This is a genomic window from Chryseobacterium sp. KCF3-3 (assembly GCF_045865955.1).
Lineage (GTDB): Bacteria > Bacteroidota > Bacteroidia > Flavobacteriales > Weeksellaceae > Chryseobacterium.
Genome location: NZ_AP035792.1, coordinates 2,868,428 through 2,889,760, shown reverse-complemented (window position 1 = coordinate 2,889,760; position 21,333 = coordinate 2,868,428). Strand labels below are relative to the sequence as shown.

Genomic DNA, 21,333 nt, shown 5'->3' with positions numbered 1-21,333 from the left:
TGGAGCATATTGTAAAGGAATTGCTTTTATTATTGGCTCAAAGTCAGGAGAATTTGCGTAACGGGGGGCTATAACAGTAATCATTCCGTAAACATTGATTTTTATCTTAATATGGATATGAGACTATATTACCACAACATTAATTAACTGGAGAATTATTTTTAATTTTGATATTAATAATATTACTGTCTATATAATTATTTAAGAATTTATATTTCTGTAATTTTACCTTTTGAGAAGCTGTTAGATATTTACTAATTTCTTTAAATTCACATAAATTTAAATATAGCTGATAACTATGTGATTCTTCAAGAATATAGTTATAAAAAATTAATTCTTGATTTGTTACGTTGTTTAAATCAAGATTAACATTAAATGTTACTTTTTCTTTAGGTTTTAAATAAATCAAATTTTTCATTATTTCATAGTTAATGTATGCGAGATTATAATTTTTTATATTATTATTTTTACTCCATATCATTACCTCTTTTTTTAATTTTTCTCTTCTTTTATTAAGATTATAAAGAATAGCATCACGTTCAGAATCTTTATTATAACCCAAAATATAATTTTCCTTATTTCCTTCAGAGTTTATAATATTAACCATAAGTCCAAAGCTTGGAAACTCTTTTTCGTATTCATCAAATGCATCACATATTGATTCGTAAGGTCGAAAGTGAGACCTGTCTAAAGGGAAAATATAACTTTCTTCCGAATCATTATAAATAGTTATGTTTGCTACAGAATTTATTAGTTTAAAATCTAATCTTAGCTGACCAAATAATGTGGTAAAAAAGAAAAAAGACACAATGGTTATAAATTTTGTTTTCATATTACTTTGATTGATTTTTTTGGAAATTATAAATAATTTTCCACTCATACATTAAACGATTGATATTTTTTCCAACAAGATCTATAACTGACTGTTCATGCCCTTGCCCTGCTGGACCATAATAAAAAGCAGCTGATTTAAATGGGTCTTGATTATTATACTTTGTGTATCTAGTAGCCCCTACAGACATTTCCCATTGTAATCCCATTACTTCTTGAAAAAAATTAAAAGATCTAGGGCTTGATTCGGGAACTCTTGTTATTTCACTAAACTTACTTTTAAAAAACATATTTGCAAAAACATGCCCATACATTTCGTGTCCAAGCGTAAATGCATAATATAAAACATTTGGATTATGTTTCATATTAATAAAAACAGTATTTCCACGTGTGACACCAGGACTATTTATATTAGAGTCTTCTCTAAATTCTGTTTTTGTAATCTTATATAGTTCTGAAAGTGATGATGATTTATTAGAAGATACTAATTTTTTCCAATCATCATATTTAGCTTTCATTTTCTCCGGATTTGGAAAATCTTCACCTATTTGTTCTCTTAAATTCAATATTACATTAGCTTCCATATAAGATGATATATCCCCATTTAGTTCCAGACCAACACTTTCCAAGATCTCACCAATACTTATAGCACCACCTCCACCTTGGCCGTCATTTCCCAAGGCTTTGGTTTCTACCATCATTCCACTTTCATCACGGAAAAGCAAAGGCATATTTCTTTTATCTGTCAAACCAGTTCTGTCAAAGAAATCCATGACAGCACTTCCCGTACTATATCCCCCTTGAAGGTTATCTACGGTAAGCCTTCCATCTGGATCTATAAACCTTATCGGGTTGTTGTTTCCATAATGATATGGGGTAAACCTTCTGGACGCTTCAGTTAGTGGATCAATAACTCCCCATCTTCCCAGATCCGGCATATACATTCTTGCTCCGTAATCATACATTCCGGTCTCCTGTAATTCCTTACCATTATATTTGTAGTTATAGCTTGGGTTTCCTACAGCAGGGTTGGATATTCCATGTTTTAAACCAAATGGATAGTAATTGCTTTCTTCAAGAACTTCTGCGCTATTTCCATTTTTGAAATAACTTACACGTACATTTCCTAAATGATCGGTATAATTGTAAATGTACTTATTATTTTCAAAATTATAATAACCTGCTGAGGTCGCAACAAATTTTAATGACGGTGGTAATGGTTGGCTGGTTTCTCCTGTCTCTCTGTTATCATACTGAAATCCATCTAAATAGTTGGTTTCAATATTACCCAGGAATGGAGTATATTTTTTAGCCACTTTTACTCCATCTGCTCTATAAATATATTGAATATCTTTTGTTATAATACCTTGCTTCCCTTCTGAAATTTTTATAGAATAAGGAAGGTTCAGATGATTATATTGTATCCCACTGATATCTTTATCCTTATGATTAATCATATTTCCGTTGTCATCATAATCTATCGGTTTACCCCCTGTAGGATATCCGTTAAAATTTTGGGTTGCATCAGATGCTGAAATAAGTCTGTTTCCTTGGTAGACATACTGAATGTTGTCTATATACTCCGCTGAATTAGTGCTTCCTTTCATATTTCTCTGAAGCCGGGTAATATTTCCGTTAAGGTCATAAGCTATTTCTTCATTATAGAAATGATTAACAGGAACCGAAGTTGTGGGTTCCTGATAATATCCTGCGGTAAGTCTGTTTAAGACATCATAATTATAAATATATCTTTTCAGTACACCATCAACAGAAGTTTTCCAGTCTATCTCAGAAACGTTACCGTTGAATTTTGTAGAAGGAGCATTATCAGGGTTTTGGTACTTTAATTCATATCCAAAAAGTCTTCCATTCAGATTTTGAGGATCATTGATCTTAGTAAGCCATCCCCTGCTCTCCGAAGTCTCCCGACTTTGGAGCATATTGTAAAGGAATTGCTTTTATTATTGGCTCAAAGTCAGGAGACTTTGCGCAGCTGGATTTATTCTTGTTTAAAATTATAGCATTAAAACCAGCTCCAATTTATTACCAGCATATTTGGAACATTCCCAGTCCGGTTTACATTCTTTAATTATATTCTGAATTATTTTCAGTTGGAAATGTAAAATCAAAAAAAACCTTCGAATAATCTTCTGCAAAAACAAATAGCCTACTCGTAACATCATATCTTACAACAACAAATTTTACATATTCAACAGATTCGTTTTTAATTAAAAGAAGATTATTTAAGACCTCATATGTTAATTCTCTTATACGTTCGCTTTTAGCTAATTTATTTCTTCCTTTATAGGACATAATTACATCATCCAACAATAGAGGATGATTTGAATATGAGATTTCAAAGTCATCTAATTGAGGATCATATTCTTTTATTTTAGAATAAATTAATTCTTTCATTTTTTGATAGTATTTTATAGTAAATAATTAAATTAAATCTACTTATTGCCCAGGTCTAGGAAGGACATATTCTACTTTTGCACCATAAACTACACCAGGAACAAGCCACTCGTTTTCACCTAAAGTGTAGGGGTTAGGATTTGCTACACCAACCTTAAAACTTTTTGACATTATAATTCCAGGAACTGCTGGTCCAAAAGCTATTCCTGTAGCAAAATCTCTAGCAGTTTCCTTACTAGTAGTCCAACTTGTCCAAATACTATAATTATCACTGTCTGCGTGTGCTTTCATATCTTGGTGGGGACCATAAAGTGAATTAACCTGTAAATATCCTTTCGGAATTGCAATTCCAAAATGTGCATTTATATATTGGCTATTATCATTATGAAATATTTTTGATGAAACGCCTCTATATAAAGTAATCATTTGCTCTGGACTTGATTCATCAGCCGTTGTTGTAACAGGAATATCAGTTACTCCGGTAATCGGCTTTGAATTAGCAGAAAAACCACTATCTCCATTAAGCATTAAAGGTAAACTCCATAAGCCTAATCTTGCATAACCCGCCAATCTTGCTATATCTGGTCCAAATTCTAACGGAGGAGCGAGACCTTCAAATGTAGCAGCTCCGACAGTGAGAACACCTACAACAGCATGTTTACTTTTACCGAATAGCCTTCCAATGAAATTACCTATACTCTTAAAAATACCAGGTTTAGGACCTTGAGCAGGTCCTCTACCACCACCTTGTCCGTCATTTCCTAAGGCTTCAGTTCTTATCATTGCTCCCCCTTCATTACGATAGAATAGCGGCATATTTCTTTCATCTGAGCTTAAACCGGTTCTGTACATGAAATCTGCTACAGCACTTCCTGTACTATATCCCCCTTGAAGGTTATCTACGGTAAGCCTTCCATCCGGATCGATAAACCTTATTGGGTTGTTATTTCCATAATGGTAAGGGGTAAACCTTCTGGACGCTTCAGTTAGTGGATCAATAACTCCCCATCTTCCCAGATCCGGCATATACATTCTTGCTCCGTAATCATACATTCCGGTCTCCTGTAATTCCTTACCATTATATTTGTAGTTATAGCTTGGGTTTCCTACAGCAGGGTTGGATATTCCATGTTTTAAACCAAATGGATAGTAATTGCTTTCTTCAAGAACTTCTGCGCTATTTCCATTTTTGAAATAACTTACACGTACATTTCCTAAATGATCGGTATAATTGTAAATGTACTTATTATTTTCAAAATTGAAATACCCTTCTGAAGTCTGAACAAATTTTATGCTTCCTTCCGTATATTGAAACCCATCAAGATAATCTGTGTTTGATTCTGTTGGTCCTGATTTCTTAATTTTAACTCCATCTGCCCTGTAATAATAGTTAATAGCTTTAGAGTTTTGTGTAATCTGTTTAGGCAGATTTAAATAATTATATTGGATGGAAGAATATAATTACCAGAACCTATTTATAAACTTATTTCACCACACGAAAGGATTCGTGCGGCAGCGGGGGTTAAGTTTTGAAATATTGCTCTAAATATTTAATATCCTCAGGGTTATTAAGATTACAGTCAACTATAACTACATTTTTATTTACTAATTCATTTAAATGTTGAAAGATCTTTTTCAAATTATCAATCAAAAACTCAAATGATATCATATGGAAACCAACATTACTAATAACGATATTATCTTTTTTTCCATCGATTAATAATTTTAGTAAAATTATGTGTAATTTACCTAAGGTATCATCTACTCTAATTTCAATACCTGTTAATTGATTAAATAAATTAATTAACTTAATTCTCTCATTCTTCCTAATTTCATCGTAAAAATAACCTATTTTTAGAGCATTATCATAGGCAAAATTAACGAAAACATAATCATTCATATCCTTTAAGGTTTGTAACTCCTTTGAATTAATTATAGATACTCTGTTCATTATCTTGTTGGTTTTACAGGGAATTTATATACTTTTCCATAATTAACTGGATTTGCGTTATCCCATTTTGCATTGTTCATAAGTATATCCATATATTTATAGTCACCAGTTAGTATTTTATATTGGATAGCAGAATTCATTCTATGATTACCATCATTTAAATAAAATTTGCCTTCCCATCTAAATCCTGCTACTCCTACAGGCTTATTAAATGTACCATTCATCATTTGTTCTAAATAATTTCCTGTTATAGCCGGATCTATTCCAGAATTGAGACTTTTAAAACCTTGAGCTTCTGCTTCGGCAGCAATCTTTGATGTCATAGAAACCTCTTCTGCAGCAGTTACAGTCCTTCCATAACCACCAAACATCAATCCACCACCGCTTCCTTCATCTTGTAGTATCTCCATATGAGAACTGTTTATATTTCTGGCGAATTTATCAGTCCAACTTTCTCCTGCATGATACGATGGATCATCTCTCCATACCCTATACTGCTCTAATGGGCTTTCTCCATTGGCATTTACATTAGCATTTTTAATTAACCCAAATAGTCTAGTATGACCATCTGGTAATCTTTCAGGTGTACCTACAATTACTCTATTGGAGTTTTTTTTCTTGCTTCCAAAAAGCCCGCTAAAGAAATTACCTATACTCTTAAAAATACCGGGCTTAGGCCCACCGCCACCACCTTCACCATCTTTACCCAAGGCTTCAGTTCTTATCATTGCTCCACCTTCATTACGATAGAATAGGGGCATATTTCTTTCATCTGAGCTTAAGCCGGTTCTGTACATGAAATCTGCTACAGCACTTCCTGTACTATATCCTCCCTGCAGGTTATCTACGGTAAGCCTTCCATCTGGATCTATAAACCTTATCGGGTTGTTGTTTCCATAATGATATGGGGTAAACCTTCTGGACGCTTCAGTTAGTGGATCAATAACTCCCCATCTTCCCAGATCCGGCATATACATTCTTGCTCCGTAATCATACATTCCGGTCTCCTGTAATTCCTTACCATTATATTTGTAGTTATAGCTTGGGTTTCCTACAGCAGGGTTGGATATTCCATGTTTTAAACCAAATGGATAGTAATTGCTTTCTTCAAGAACTTCTGCGCTATTTCCATTTTTGAAATAACTTACACGTACATTTCCTAAATGATCGGTATAATTGTAAATGTACTTATTATTTTCAAAATTATAATAACCTGCTGAGGTCGCAACAAATTTTAATGACGGTGGTAATGGTTGGCTGGTTTCTCCTGTCTCTCTGTTATCATACTGAAATCCATCTAAATAGTTGGTTTCAATATTACCCAGGAATGGAGTATATTTTTTAGCCACTTTTACTCCATCTGCTCTATAAATATATTGAATATCTTTTGTTATAATACCTTGCTTCCCTTCTGAAATTTTTATAGAATAAGGAAGGTTCAGATGATTATATTGTATCCCACTGATATCTTTATCCTTATGATTAATCATATTTCCGTTGTCATCATAATCTATCGGTTTACCCCCTGTAGGATATCCGTTAAAATTTTGGGTTGCATCAGATGCTGAAATAAGTCTGTTTCCTTGGTAGACATACTGAATGTTGTCTATATACTCCGCTGAATTAGTGCTTCCTTTCATATTTCTCTGAAGCCGGGTAATATTTCCGTTAAGGTCATAAGCTATTTCTTCATTATAGAAATGATTAACAGGAACCGAAGTTGTGGGTTCCTGATAATATCCTGCGGTAAGTCTGTTTAAGACATCATAATTATAAATATATCTTTTCAGTACACCATCAACAGAAGTTTTCCAGTCTATCTCAGAAACATTACCATTGAATTTTGTATAGGAAGTATTATCAGGATTTTGATATTTCAATTCATAACCAAAAAGTTTTCCGTTCAGATTTTGAGGATCATTGATCTTAGTAAGCCATCCTCTGATATTGTAGGTGTAATCGACAGTTTGCAAAGGGTAAGCAGCAGAAGTTCCCCCTACTTTTTTAGATTCCAGCTGAGAAAGCTCATTATACTTATTCTGAGTTAAGATCTCCGGAGTATTGCTGTCTACCTGATGGGTATGGGTAAGCAGCCTGTTTTGGTTATCATAGGTGAAAACTTCAGTAATAACTCTCTCCGTATCGGTATTAAGTCTTTTATGATAAGTTCTTACCTGAAGTGGTGCTCCCGCAAAATCGAGTTCAGATTCTGTTTTGGTATAGCCTCCTAAATGATTGATTGAATATCCTCCGACGGGTCTTCCTTTTGTATCGTAATAATTATAATTCTTAGTCCAGTTGTCATCCTCTATATTTTTTACCAGGCTCATGACAGGCATTGCTTTCGTATTTACATTTCCGGAAAGATCATCTTTTAAAACTGGTTTTCCGAAAATTGCTGATGGAAATGCAGGATTAAAACTGTATTGCGGATAGGTGTCATAATAATTAATACTTAAGACCTGGGTAACACCGGTAGCAGTCGAAACGTTAGTATAATATACAGGCATGCCGTTTATGGTCAGTCCCGCTGTAGCAGTTCTGGTTTCATATAAATTAGCATTGGCATTGGCACTGTTTTGCATTGATGCCCTGCTGGAAGCATTATTGGTGATTCCTGTGTACACAACCCTTCCCAATTGGTCATATTTGGTAAAAAGCCATTGTCCTTTTTCTTTAAGGACCGTATCCTGAGTTAGAATAAGCCGATCAGCTTTATTATACACCATGTATTCCCATCCTTTTCCGGGAACTTTCTTTTCTGCCAGTCTGCTCCTGTTATCATATTTATACTGATAGCAGAGATCATTCAGAATCTGCTGGGTGATGATATTGTTATTCGAGGTAATCTGAGCGTCTGCTTTCGGAGAAATAACGTAGACAAGATGTCCATAATCGTTGTAAAGATAATAGGTATCTGCATTTTCAGCAGCACTAACGACTTTTCTTACCAGAATAGTTTGTCCCAATCCATTGGTAAATTCAATGGTTTTGTTGCCATCTTCATCCGTTCCTGAGGTTTTTACCAATACTTTTTCATTGTAAAAAGAAACGGTAGGAACAGAAGAAGTTGCAATCGTGCTGACCCATGAATTGGTAAACGAGAACTTCTTTACCTTATCTGAGTTTTTGTTGATTTCATAGGCTGCCTTTCGGGTATGTCCGGAGTTCATTGCCCATTCATTTCCGGGACTTGCGGTTTCCAGGACTCTTGCCAGAGGAGAAGCTTCCAGTTTCTGTTCGGAATAGGCGTTGGGTACTCCGTAATAATTATTGGCCGTGGCCTCAGAAACATTCTGGATTCCAAGGTTGGAAGTGGGCATTGGAACCGGCAAAATACTTCTGGTCTGCCTTCCCAGCTGATCATAGGTAACCGGCATTACAAGATCCTGCCCCAAAGGAGTAGATTTTACCTGGATGGTTTGCTTGGGTCTCCCCAGACCATCAAAATATTGGATGGTTTCTGATTTTTTGCTACCATCTTCAGAGAGAGAAACTTTGCTGTAGACATAATTTTCTGTCGTTGTCTGTGCAAAAACAGACAGAGAAAGAGCCAAAGCCAGCGCTGAAAAATATTTTTTTATCTTCAGTTTTCCTGTATGGATTATGTTTATATTGTTTTTCATCGTTTAGTTTTTGTTGTTGTACTGGTATTCTTTCACCGTAATTCCGTCATTGTTGATGACTTTTTGAAGCCTGCCAAAAGAATCATACTTATATTTTGCCATCATCCCATTGGGAGAAATTGTAGTGGTCATTCCGACCAGAGGGTCATAGGTATAAGCTGTAATCACGAAATTTTTAAGAGCAGTATTTTTTCTGAAGGTATTCAAAGCATTAATTAATGCTGTTTCTTTTGTTACCTCATTGGCTGGAACAGCATCTGCGTCTTCATTAGAGGCATTGACAATGGATGTAACAAGTGCTGCCGGAATATCCGATAGTTTTGCACCTTCTATTTTAGCAATCGGCATGGTTTTGTTGTATCCCCAGATGATGGTAGTGGGAATTCCTCCTGTAGAGGAATCTACAGCATCCGGAAATGCTCTGTACTGAACTAGATTCCCTTTATCATCATAAATATCATTCACCGCATTTTTAAATGACTGGGAAAGGTCATCAGGCAAAAATCCTATGACAGAAGTTGGATATAAATGAGTGGTATCATCGTATCGGGTTTCTGTTTTAGAAAGGGTAGCTCCATTTTTTTTGGATTCAGTAGTAATGACCCTATCTTTGATTCCTGCCACAAATAAGCGGAGAGCAGCCTGCTTTGGATATTTATAATTTTCTTCCAGAATATCTCCTTCAGGGGTAATTGTCTTTTTGTTTGTAATATTAAGATTTATGGTTTCTCGTGTAGATTCTATTGTTGAAGAAATAGCATCCTGCCCAACAAAAGAATTCGTAGTATTAGTCTGCTTCGTAACAATTGAATTCTTTACGGTACCCCCTGAAGTCATTATGTCACTAAGTGAATAAGAATTTCCTATAGATGTTAATTGATAGGTATTTTCTTCTTTTGCTACCAGCGTATTGTTGGCATCAAAAACTTCTTTTTTATCTAAAAGACCATTAACAAGGATATTGTAATGAGATACCGGACTTGCTAATGCTCCTTCTGGGGTTTGATTCTCAGGGTGATCTTTCAACGTTTCAAAATAATATTTGGCATATCCTTTATTCTGACCAATGGTTTCTTTTACATTCTTATAAACCACAGGACTGTCCTTAAGCCAAGCCAAATAACCACTTGTTTTGGCATTATCGTCAAACTGTTGATAAGAGTAATAACGGGTTTCAGAATCTACCGGAACTCCATTTTCAAGAAATTCTATTTTTTTTATTCTGACTCCATTTCCTGTAGTATAGTTGGGAAGCGGAATAGACCTGTATCTGATTCTTTTGATGGTAACTGTACCTCCGCCACCTGTTCCCAAGACTTTGAAAGTATTAGTTCCCGGCATAAATTTTCTATTGCCATCATTACCTACTACTGATGAGGTGAGTTCGATATCAACAGAAGGAGTCAAGCCTGGATCCCATACCGGTGAATCGGTGTAGTAAGCGGTGACGTCTACACAATACATAAGATAACTTCCTCCCTCGGAGTCGTCTGGGTTTGAAGGAATATTGAAGGTATAAGTATTTGTAAAATGGGTGTCAAAATTAAAAGTACCTACAGTTTCCAAAACTTGGGCGTCCTGATCTGAAAATTCATTAGGTAGGATATATAAATCACCAGAGACAGTCCACGGATCAAATATATTGGTCTTTTTGAATTCATACTGATTAGGTTCAAATTCGTACCTTGTTTGCCCGCCTGTTGGATATTTTATGGTGCTGAGAAGTCCTATATTTAAAAACTTTGGACTATCAGGATTATTGAGGCAATAACATTTAAACTCTGTCCAGTTGCCTCCGGTAAAAGGACTGTCATTATATTCAAAACTTGTTTTTTCAAATTGGGTAGATGTTCCATATTTCTGAACTGAACGAAGCATTCTTCTGTCATAGAAACCATCAGGTACTGCCTCTGCTGTACATGAAGATATTAAGGGTTCAGTATAGGTAAATCCGCTATCGTCACTTTGCAGGGTATATTTCTGAATCACTTTTCCGGCTTTGTTTTTCAGGGCTACGGTTTGCAACTGATAAGGGTCTGTTAATTTCTTTCGAAGAGCCTCATTAAAATTATAGCTGAATTCAATGGAGCCAAAATCTGGTGAAGTTACTTTGCTGATTTTCAAACTTTTCATAGTGAGGACCTGATCGTTAGGTACATAACTATCCTCAATGTAGGTGAAAAGTAGTGGTTCATTCTGATAAACATCCTTTATTTTAGTAAGATAATAAGCTGACACATACGAGATAGAATTATTACTCTTTTTAAAAATATTCTGATCTTTATTATTAAAAAAATACGTATTTCCTGATGGATCAACAACTTTAAAAGTATCTTCTGCTTGATTATAAGTGAGATCCAGGTTGGTATGAGTTATATAAGTAATTTCTTTTTGTCCGGAAGCATTTGCTTTTAATAAAAACTTACCATTGAATCCCATAAAGGAATAGTAATAAATATCAGTAGGTATACCATTATATGGGTTTATTGATCTGTAAATAAGACAGCTTGTCCCGTATAAAGACCAACCTAACCCTACATCAGAAGCTTTGCTTGTTTTACCTGCATTGCCAGGGTGATAAGATATTCCTACATTGATCCCTATTCCAGAGTTATGAGTAGCTAACGCAAAGAAAGGAATATTAATGTCCGGAACCCCGGTAGATAAAGATATCGGAGCATTGATGAAACTAGACATTGATGCTGCAGAAGGTGCCGAGGTGAAACTTTCGCCTGATGCGCCTTGTGATAATAATAATCCTGAACAAAATGTAAGCAGGAATACTATAATCTTATGTTTTTTTCTCATGATGTTATTTCTTGATTAATTTGGCATTGGCCGTTTTATTGTTATCAGTTTTTATAGTCACCAGATAAGCTCCCTGAACCAAAGCCTGAGTATTGATCTTAGTCACTCTATTCTTGGTTTTTATACTTTGAAGTTGTCTTCCGCTCATGTCATACAACAGAATATCAGCATCCTTAAAACCCTGTCCTGAGCCTGTCGAAGGATCAAAGCCGATTTCCACATAAGCATAGTCAGATACTGGATTTGGATAGATCTTGATATCGTATTTTTCAATCAGCTGATCAACTTGCTTATCTCCCAGCTTAACAATCTTCCAATTCTCTTTACCTAATTCTTCTGCGCTGGTTCCGGCAAGAATAATGGAACCGTCTCTGTTGAGTTTTAAATCTGAAAGTCTTTCTTCTTTTTGTCTGGATTCTCCTTTCACATGTTTTCTCCACTGTTCATTGCCATTCTGATCCAAATACAACATCCAGAAAGTTTCATCATCGGTTTGAATTCTTCCTTCTGCCTGGGTGTAACCTCCCAACAGAATACCTTTAGACTTCTCGCTTCCATCTTCCAGCCTCCCACTTACCACACTCATGCCCATCAGGATGTCTCTGTTTTTGAAATTGTAGGATTTCTGCCACTGCTCATCTCCTCTTTCATTGAGAGCAATCAGCCAAAGGTCTGTTCCTTCTTCAATGCCTACGGTTTTGTTTCCTGATCTTTCTGACCTGGATTCTCCACCAATGATAAAGCCAGTTGAACTTAAAGCCAGTGTTCTCAAATGATCATCTCCTTTACCTCCAAAGTTCTTTTCCCATTCTACTTTTCCATTTTTATCCAACTTGACAATCCAGTAATCACCTTCACCAAAGTTTTCAGTTTGTTTCGAGTTTCGGGATACGGGATTCGGGTTTTGAACGTTTGATGCAGAACCCGAAACACGAACCTCGGAACTTCTCGAATAAATCCCCAGTAACGCTCCTCCATCTCTCGTTGGAATCATCTTTTCCACTTCATCTAAACCTTTTCCTCCTAAAATTAATTGAGAGAGTTCTTTTCCATTTTTATCGAGTCTGGTGATCCAGACATCTTTAGAACCATAGCCCTTTGCTGAATTCTGTACATTTCCGGCAACAAAAAATCCTAAGTCCGTAGTTTGAATAACAGCTCTCGCTTCTTCATCGGAAGAATTTCCCAATGTTTTCTGCCACAATTCATCTCCGAATTCATTGATTCTGATCAGCCAGATATCTGAGCCTCCTTTGGAATCGTCTTTTTTGTCTAATCCTTTTCCGGAATAAGATGTTCCTGCTAACAGAAATCCTCCATCCTGAGTGGTAACAGTAGCCGACAGATAATCATGATTTTGTCCTGAGAAATATTTCTCCCAGACTTCTTGACCCTGTTGATTGAGTTTTACCAGATGAAAATCGTAACCGTTGTTTTGCTTACTGCCTGAAACCTGTTGCTTATTGCTTTGAATAGAACTTCCTGTGATAAGGTATTGTTGATCAATGGTTGTCGTGACCTGGCTTAGAAAATCCTGGGTAGAGGATTGGATGTCTTTTTGCCACACTACTTCCTGAGCAGATACGCCCAAGATTGTGCATAAAGTAAATGCACCGAGATAAAGTTTTCTCATTCCCGTGTTGTCGTTTTTTGAGTTAGTAATTAGTTTATTAAAAACGCAGCGAATTTAGTACTTTTTAAGACACAAAAATTGATATACTCCAACCTACTATAAATCATGCTATTAATAGTTAGATTTTCTTTATATTGTATTACAATTTGTATCATTATGATGCAAAAAAATCTACTCACGGCGACAGAACCTGTCGTATTAAAAATAAAAAGGGCCAATCCTAAAAGAATTGACCCTTCCAAAAAACATTAACTGTTTATTGATAGAATTATGATGTTTTATTTCCAGCCTCCACCTAAACTTTTATAGATGTCGACTACAGTGCTGAGCTGTTTTTGCTTTGCTTCGATAAGTTCCATTTTGGCATCCAATGCATCTCTCTGGTTCAAAAGAACTTCAAGATAATCTGCTCTTGAATTACGGAACAACTGATTGGCAATATCAATAGACTGATCCAGGGCTTTGGTTTCCTGTGATTTCAACTGATAATACTGATCTATATTCTTAACCTTTGACATCAGATTGGCAACGTCCAGATAAGCATTCAAAATGGTTTTGTCATATTCGTATAATGCCTGAACCTGTTTTGCATCTGCCGTCTGAAAATTAGCTTTTATCGCACTCTTGTTAATAAGTGGTCCTGCCAGTTCCCCTACAAGATTGTAAGCTATTGATTCTGGTAATTTAACAAGGTATGAAGGTTTGAAAGCCTCCAGCCCTAAGGTTGCAGAAATTTCCAAAGAAGGATAGAATTCTTTTCTTGCAGCTTCCACATCCAGCTTTGATGCCTTCAATTCCAGTTCTGCCTGTTTGATATCAGGGCGGTTAGCTAATAACTGAGATGGAATTCCGGTATACACTGTGGGAGGAATGGTAGACATAAAGTTTTCCTTTGTTCTCACAATTGGCTGTGGATATCTTCCCAGTAAAGCATTGATTTCGTTTTCTTTCTCTGTGATCTGCTGACGGATTGTATATTCTGCTGCTTTGGATTTCGCCAGTTCTGCTTCAAATTTCTTCACAGCCAGTTCCGTTGCAGCAGCGGCTTCTTTCTGAATTTTGGAAATTTCCAATGCTCTCTGTTGCAGCTTGATATACTGCTGTATAATATCCAATTGATTATCAAGTGCCAATAACTCATAATAATTATCCGCAACTTCTTCAATAAGATTAGACAGAACGAAGTTCTTCCCTTCCACAGTAGAAAGATAATGAGCCACTGCAGATTCTTTTTCTGTTCTGAGTTTTTTCCAGATATCAATCTCCCAGCTCGCGTTTAATCCTGCTTCAAAATTCCCAAGCGGGTCTGGCATTTCTTTTCCTGGTTCTATTTCTGTAGTAGCATCACCAGCTCCTTCACTGGTATAACGGCCTGATTTTTTCAATCCTGCTCCTATTCCTGCAGAAACCGTTGGAGTCAATCTTCCTTTTTTAGCTAAAACACCACTTTTAGCAATTTCAATCTCCTGAAGCGTGATTAGAAGCTCCTGATTATTTTTTAAAGCAGTTTCAATAAGCGTCACAAGATTCGGATCAGTAAAAAACTGTCTCCATGGTGTTGTTCCGCTATTGTTGTTAGCATCCTGCTGTTCTTCCTGATTAAAGTTCTGAGGAATATTTTCTTTTACCTCATCTTTTATGACAGTCGCCATCGGTGCCTTACAACTTGCAAGTACAAGCGATAAGGCAATGGCTGCGATTATATTTTTAGTCTTCGAATTTTCCATCATGTTCATAAGGTTCAGTTTGTTCTGTTAAAGGATTCTCTTCTTCATATCTTGCCAGTCTTGACTTATCAGCAATTGTTCCGAAGATATAATACAGTCCGGGGATAATCATCAATCCGAAAATAGTCCCGATTAACATTCCTCCTGCTGCTGCAGTACCAATGGTTCTGTTACCAACCGCTCCTGGTCCTGTTGCGATCACCAGAGGAATCAACCCTGCAATGAAGGCAAATGATGTCATCAAAATCGGACGGAAACGGATGGCAGCTCCTTCAATAGCAGCTTTTGCCACAGGAATTCCTTCTTCTGCCTTTTTCTGAACGGCAAATTCTACAATCAACACGGCATTTTTACCCAGAAGTCCAATAAGCATGACCATGGCCACCTGTGCATAGATATTGTTTTCCAATCCTAATAATTTTAAGCATAAAAAAGCTCCGAAAATACCTACCGGAAGGGATAAAATAACCGGTAGCGGAAGGATGAAACTTTCATACTGTGCAGAAAGGATCAGATAAACAAATCCTAAACACACCAGGAAGATAAATACGGCTTCATTTCCACGGCTTACTTCATCTTTAGAAATCCCCGCCCAGTCGATACCAAAACCTCTTGGAAGTGTTTTATCTGCAACTTCCTGAATGGCCTTGATGGCCTGTCCACTACTATATCCAGGCGCCGGAGTTCCGCTCACCTCTGCAGAATTATACATATTATGTCTGGTAATTTCGGATAGTCCATATACTTTTTCCAATCTCATGAAGTCTGAGTATGGAACCATCTGGTCTTTATCATTTTTAACATACAGTTTCAGCAGGTCAGTTGGTAAGGCTCGGTATTGAGGACCAGCCTGAACAATTACCTTATACGGTCTGTCAAAGCGGATGAAACTCGTTTCATAGTTGGACCCGATCAATGTAGAAAGGTTATCCATCGCTTTCTCAATCGTGACTCCTTTTTGTTCTGCAAGATCATTATCAATCTTCAGCATATACTGTGGGAAACTCGCAGAATAGAATGTAAATGCTGATCCCAATTCCGGACGCTTCTTAAGCTCCTTCACAAAGTCATTACTTACCTGTTCCATTTTATGATAATCTCCACTTCCCGCTTTATCCAGCAGACGAAGTTCAAAACCTCCTGCTGCTCCATACCCCGGAACGGAAGGCGGCTGGAAGAATTCTATATTAGCTCCCGGAATATTCTTGGCTTTTTCTTCCAGTTTTTCAATGATTTCCGCAGCTGATTCTTTACGTTCTTCCCAGCTTTTAAGGTTGATCAGACAGGTTCCGGAGTTGGATCCGGTACCTTCTGTCAAAATCTCATAACCTGCAAGAGAAGAAACGGATTGTACCCCATCAATGTCTTCAGATTCTCTCAAAAGTTCTCTGGCAATCTGATTGGTTCTTTCTAATGTAGATCCAGGAGGTGTCTGAATAATGGCATAGATCATTCCCTGATCTTCAGCCGGAATAAATCCTGAAGGTAAAGAGTTACTCAGGAAGAATGTACAGGCACAGAATGCTAATAGTAAAGGCAATGTTATTGTCTTTTTCGTCACTGTTTTATTCAACATCTTCTCATATCTTCCTGCTCCCTTCGTGAACAGGTTGTTGAATTTATCAAGGAAAATAGTAATCGGAGTTTTCTTCTTCGCTTTTCCATGATTATTTCTTAAGATCAGAGCACATAAAGCCGGTGTCAAAGTAAGCGCCACTACCCCTGATAAAATAATGGATGAAGCCATTGTAATAGAGAACTGACGATAAAATACCCCTACCGGTCCTGACATAAATGCAATCGGAATGAATACAGAAGCCATTACCAGCGTAATTGCAATAATCGCCCCACTGATCTCATGCATTGCTTCTTCAGTGGCCTTTAATGGGGAAAGATGTTTTTCTTCCATCTTGGCGTGAACAGCTTCAATAACTACAATCGCGTCATCTACCACAACCCCGATCGCCATTACTAAAGCAAAGAGGGAAATCATATTCAGGGTAATTCCGAAAGCAGACATTACCGCAAATGTTCCTACCAATGAAACCGGAACAGCTAATGCCGGAATCAATGTTGAACGCCAGTCTCCAAGGAATAGGAATACTACGATAGCAACCAGAATAAAGGCTTCAAACAAAGTATGGATTACTTTTTCCATGGATGCATCCAGGAATCTTGAAACATCATAACTGATATCGTAATGCATTCCCTTAGGGAAGTTATTTTTTTCAAGATCTTTCATCAATGTTTTCACATTTTTGATAACGTCACTTGCATTGGATCCATAGGATTGTTTTACCGTGATTGCTGCTGAAGGTTTCCCGTTCAATGTGGAATAAATATCATACATGGAACTTCCAAACTCTATATCGGCAACATCTTTCAGTCTTACAGATTCTCCGTTCGGTTTTGCTTTTAAAATAATGTTTCCGTAATCTTTTTCATTATTGAAACGACCAGGATATTTTAATACATATTCGAAAGACTGAGAGCGTTTTCCGGAACTTTCACCTGTTTTACCCGGAGAAGCTTCCAAACTCTGCTCATTCAGAGATTCCATTACTTCATCTGCTGAAATATTATATGCTGTTAATCTATCTGGTTTAAGCCAGATACGCATTGCATATTCACGGGTTCCGAGGATATCGGCAAAACCAACACCGCTTACCCTTCTCAATTCAGACATTACGTTGATGTCTGCATAGTTGAAAAGGAATTTCTGGTCAGCTTTAGGATCGTCACTGTACAGGTTAATATACATCAACATGTTGGGTTCTTCACGCGTAATCTTTACCCCTTCACGCACTACCAAAGGCGGAAGTTTATTTACCACTGAAGATACACGGTTCTGCACGTTTACTGCAGCTACATTGGGATCGGTTCCCAGATCAAATACAATCTGAATGGAAGCTTCCCCGTCATTTCCGGCATCCGAAGTCATATATTTCATACCGGGAACTCCATTTAATCCTCTTTCCAAAGGAATTACTACGGATTTAATCAACAATTCGTTGTTAGCTCCGGGATATTCTGCGGTGATATTTACTTTAGGCGGAGAGATGGATGGAAACTGTGTCACCGGAAGTTTTACCAATGACAGTATTCCCATAAATACAATAATCAATGAGATTACTATAGACAGAACTGGTCTGCGAATGAATTTCTTAAACATACTGCTTCATTTTAGAGACCACTACTCTGCTTTTAGTTTCAATGATTGAAGAACTTTCTTAGGATCCTGGAATTTTGTTTTCACCTTTTGATCATCCTTTACTTTCTGAACTCCTTCCAGAAGGATCTGATCTCCTTTTGAAATTCCTGATCCCACTACATAAAGATCCTGAAGTTCATAAGCTACTTTGATATTTCTGGATTTTGCTACTCCATTTTTATCAATTACAAATACATATTTCTGATCCTGAATTTCATAGGTTGCTTTCTGTGGAATGATCAATGCATTATGAACAGGCATTGACATCTGCACTTTTCCGGTTTCTCCGTTTCTCAGAAGTTTGTCTGGATTCGGGAATTTCGCACGGAAAGCAATATTTCCGGTTTCGTTATCGAATTCTCCTTCAATTGTCTGGATTTCTCCTTTTTGTGTATACGTTTCTCCGTTTGCTGTAATCAGAGAAACCTGGTTACTGCCTCTGTCTGCAGCATGAGTCTGGTAGCTTAAATATTCAGGTTCTGAAACGTTGAAATAGGTGTAGATACTTGTGTTATCAGATAACGAAGTCAACAAATCACCTTCATCTACAAGGCTTCCCAATTTCAGTGGAATTCTGTTAATAATCCCTGAAAACGGTGCTTTGATATCAGTAAAAGACAAATGGATCTGGGCCAGTTTCATTTCTGCATTGGCAGCATCCAATTTGGCTTTTGCCATTGCTCTTTCATTTTTAGAAACGATGTTGTTTCCTGCCAGCGTACTTGCATTTTTAAGCTCAATAGAAGCCTGTTCTACTTCTGCTTTTGCTTTTAATAATTCTGCCTGATACAGTTTAGGCATAATTCGGAACAATGTTTGTCCGGCCTGTACGTATTGTCCTTCATCTACAAAGATTTTTTCCAGGAAACCTTTTTCCTGAGCTCTCACTTCAATGTTTTTTACAGATTGAATCTGGGCTACGTATTCTTTGTTGATTACGGTATCCATTACCACAGGGGACGTCACCGGATAGACGGTAACTTCTTCTTTTTCTTCTTTTTTCTTATTGCAGCCAACCGCCAACAAAAGGGCACTCAACGCAATTCCCGAAGCAACTCTTTTTATCATAATTCTAGAGTTTATATAAATCGTTAATGTTTTGATAGAAATAAAAAACGGTAATAAAAGGGGTACGATGTGATGATTACCGGCATACACAACGCAAGTACTTTCCACCCGGAATCAGGCAGAAAATAAATAGAACGGAGAAATTTTAGATTCTAATGGAGCGGATAAGAATAAATCTTTTGGTTGCTAAACCAAGAACAAAGCCATGAATATCCGGCTTGGATCTTTTATAGCTTTTTAATCCAAAAATATAGACTAAAGAGAAGACTCCGGCAAAAACAATAACAGCCTGCCATACATCAGACAGCTGGAAATCATCTTCGGTAAGTTCTAAAGTGGAATTGTCTACATTATCGGCCATCTGCTGAACAGAGAGTTTTTCAAAAGTCTGATTCAGGCGGTTGGCTCTTTTTGGCATATGATGAGAAACATGACCGTTATAGTCGTTTCGGAGCGTTTTAACATCAAGTCTGCTTTCTACTACAAAGAGCAGAAAAAGACTGGTTAAAAAATATACTACGAAGTTTCTCATTTTGAAGTTGCAAATGTACACCCAGATTATGATATTACCATCATGGATTAACAAAATTTAACTCTTCTTTAAAATACCTGAATATAAAAAATTGATAAATATTAAATATTTCGTTTATTCAAGCGTAATTCAAGCAATCCTGATATCTCATCTGTGCAAGTTTCAATTTTCAAATATCAAGCCATTTTTTTTGATTTAAGGAAATTTTAATTTTAAAGCTGTTGCTTTTTTGAACATTTTAAGTGGTTGGATACTCTATTTTGAAAATTTTCCTATCAAACCTAAACTTTATCATGAATTATAATTATTAACATTAACTTATTGTTACTCTCTTCTTTTTGAATTATTTTTGCCGAAAATTAACACAACAAATGAAAAATGAAAAAAAAACAACATTATACCATTGAAAACAAGTTCGTTAAAAATCCTGAATTAACAATGGTTCTCCTTAATTTTCTACAATAATTATCACTTTCTGTTTCGTGAATTTTGTTTCAAAAAACAGTGAGTTAAATTGCATAAAACTTTAATTTTCTGTTAGTTTATGAAAAATTAACATATATTTATTAAAAATATTTGTAAATTTATATAGCATTAACATCATAATTCATGAAACACTTTAAAATCACTTATCACTATGAAAAAATTATTATTACCAGTCCTTTTCGGATTGACCATTATTTCCCTAACAGCGTGTAAACATCCCGGAAAAGAAGCTGAAACCATTACTGCTGTTACTCCAGAAAATACAGATGACATTTCAAAAAATGTGTATGTTGACAGCTATGGAGAAAAAATTGAAGTTACGATCAACAACACCAAAAATACAGCAACAATACATTTAAACGGTAAAACTTTTGACCTTAAAAAAAGTGATGCTTTACCTGAATATACTGCCTCTAATGAAGAGTATCAATATTCTGATATTAAAGGGAATATCACCTTCCTGAAAAAGAATGTAGATATGGTTCTGTTCCATCTTAAACAGGCAAAAAAAGAGTCTGGTCCTGCAAAAATGGCATCGTATTAGCATAAGGATTAGCAATTCAAATTAAAAAAATAAACATTATGAAAAGTTTATATTATTACTTATCAGCACTTGTTATCGCAACATTTTTAGTTGTTTCATGTAAAACACAGAACGCTCAAAAAGCAACTACTGATATTACAGGAAAAACATGGAAACTTACAGAGCTTAACGGGAAGCCGATTGAACTGAAAAATCCTAAAAACAATCCTTATTTTAAACTTGAAATGGATGGTATGAGATATCAGGGACATGCAGGATGTAATGGTTTGGGAGGAACTTTTGAGATCAAACCTGAAATGATGAGAATTAAGTTCAATCAGGGAATGTCTACCATGATGGCTTGCGAGGATCTTGATATTGAAAATCAATTTACCAAAGCAATTCTTGCAGCAGACAATTACTCTGTAAACGGAAATACGCTTACTTTAAACAAAGCAAGAATGGCTCCTTTAGCTAAATTTGTTCTTCAGTAATAGAATCAATCTCATTTAAATAAAAAAA

14 protein-coding genes are annotated in these 21,333 nt (G+C 36.2%); 2 read left to right on the top strand and 12 right to left on the bottom strand.

Going from position 1 to position 21,333, the window contains the following annotated elements; all coding sequences use genetic code 11:
* Positions 1-139 precede the first annotated feature (139 nt).
* The 12 genes from ACKTTZ_RS13030 to ACKTTZ_RS12975 all read right to left on the bottom strand — a co-directional run bounded on the left by ACKTTZ_RS13030 (position 140) and on the right by ACKTTZ_RS12975 (position 19,802).
* A complete protein-coding gene (locus ACKTTZ_RS13030; RefSeq protein WP_407845766.1) occupies positions 140-832 on the bottom strand; it encodes a hypothetical protein in 693 nt (230 codons plus the stop codon).
* A gap of 1 nt (position 833) precedes the next feature.
* Complete coding sequence (locus ACKTTZ_RS13025; RefSeq protein WP_407845765.1) at positions 834-2,771, bottom strand: RHS repeat domain-containing protein; 1,938 nt, start codon at positions 2,769-2,771, stop codon at positions 834-836.
* 145 nt (positions 2,772-2,916) lie between these two features.
* Positions 2,917-3,246 (bottom strand): hypothetical protein, encoded by a 330-nt coding sequence (locus tag ACKTTZ_RS13020; RefSeq protein ID WP_034693750.1) that lies wholly within the window; start codon positions 3,244-3,246, stop codon positions 2,917-2,919.
* Between the two features lie 42 nt (positions 3,247-3,288).
* Positions 3,289-4,371 carry an RHS repeat-associated core domain-containing protein gene (locus ACKTTZ_RS13015; RefSeq protein ID WP_407849155.1) on the bottom strand — a complete coding sequence of 361 codons (1,083 nt, stop codon included), beginning with the start codon at positions 4,369-4,371 and terminating at the stop codon, positions 3,289-3,291.
* A gap of 397 nt (positions 4,372-4,768) precedes the next feature.
* Positions 4,769-5,197 (bottom strand): hypothetical protein, encoded by a 429-nt coding sequence (locus tag ACKTTZ_RS13010; protein WP_051934488.1) that lies wholly within the window; start codon positions 5,195-5,197, stop codon positions 4,769-4,771.
* Positions 5,197-8,823 carry a DUF6443 domain-containing protein gene (locus ACKTTZ_RS13005; protein WP_407845764.1) on the bottom strand — a complete coding sequence of 1,209 codons (3,627 nt, stop codon included), beginning with the start codon at positions 8,821-8,823 and terminating at the stop codon, positions 5,197-5,199. Before ACKTTZ_RS13005 ends, ACKTTZ_RS13010 begins: the two co-directional genes overlap by 1 nt.
* Positions 8,824-8,826: 3 nt before the next feature.
* Positions 8,827-11,631 (bottom strand): hypothetical protein, encoded by a 2,805-nt coding sequence (locus tag ACKTTZ_RS13000; protein ID WP_253318211.1) that lies wholly within the window; start codon positions 11,629-11,631, stop codon positions 8,827-8,829.
* A gap of 4 nt (positions 11,632-11,635) precedes the next feature.
* Positions 11,636-13,264 carry a T9SS type A sorting domain-containing protein gene (locus ACKTTZ_RS12995; RefSeq protein ID WP_407845763.1) on the bottom strand — a complete coding sequence of 543 codons (1,629 nt, stop codon included), beginning with the start codon at positions 13,262-13,264 and terminating at the stop codon, positions 11,636-11,638.
* A gap of 278 nt (positions 13,265-13,542) precedes the next feature.
* Positions 13,543-15,000 (bottom strand): TolC family protein, encoded by a 1,458-nt coding sequence (locus tag ACKTTZ_RS12990; protein WP_253316906.1) that lies wholly within the window; start codon positions 14,998-15,000, stop codon positions 13,543-13,545.
* On the bottom strand, positions 14,972-18,163 hold the full coding sequence (locus tag ACKTTZ_RS12985) for an efflux RND transporter permease subunit (RefSeq protein ID WP_253316907.1): 3,192 nt from the start codon (positions 18,161-18,163) through the stop codon (positions 14,972-14,974). Before ACKTTZ_RS12985 ends, ACKTTZ_RS12990 begins: the two co-directional genes overlap by 29 nt.
* Positions 18,164-18,184: 21 nt before the next feature.
* The gene (locus ACKTTZ_RS12980) at positions 18,185-19,267 is read right to left on the bottom strand and encodes an efflux RND transporter periplasmic adaptor subunit (protein ID WP_034693811.1); all 1,083 of its coding nucleotides are present in this window, start codon (positions 19,265-19,267) and stop codon (positions 18,185-18,187) included.
* Positions 19,268-19,415: 148 nt separating this feature from the next.
* Entirely contained in the window at positions 19,416-19,802 is a 387-nt protein-coding gene (locus ACKTTZ_RS12975) for a hypothetical protein (protein WP_034693732.1), read from the bottom strand.
* Positions 19,803-20,439: 637 nt separating this feature from the next.
* On the opposite strand from ACKTTZ_RS12975, the gene ACKTTZ_RS12970 reads away from it, so the two are divergent.
* Together ACKTTZ_RS12970 and ACKTTZ_RS12965 are read left to right on the top strand one after the other, a co-directional pair.
* Positions 20,440-20,832, top strand: a complete 393-nt coding sequence (locus ACKTTZ_RS12970) for a multicopper oxidase domain-containing protein (RefSeq protein ID WP_034693729.1) — start codon at positions 20,440-20,442, stop codon at positions 20,830-20,832.
* A 38-nt stretch (positions 20,833-20,870) separates the two neighbouring features.
* Positions 20,871-21,305, top strand: a complete 435-nt coding sequence (locus ACKTTZ_RS12965; RefSeq protein WP_034693726.1) for an META domain-containing protein — start codon at positions 20,871-20,873, stop codon at positions 21,303-21,305.
* The last annotated feature ends 28 nt before the right edge of the window (positions 21,306-21,333 follow it).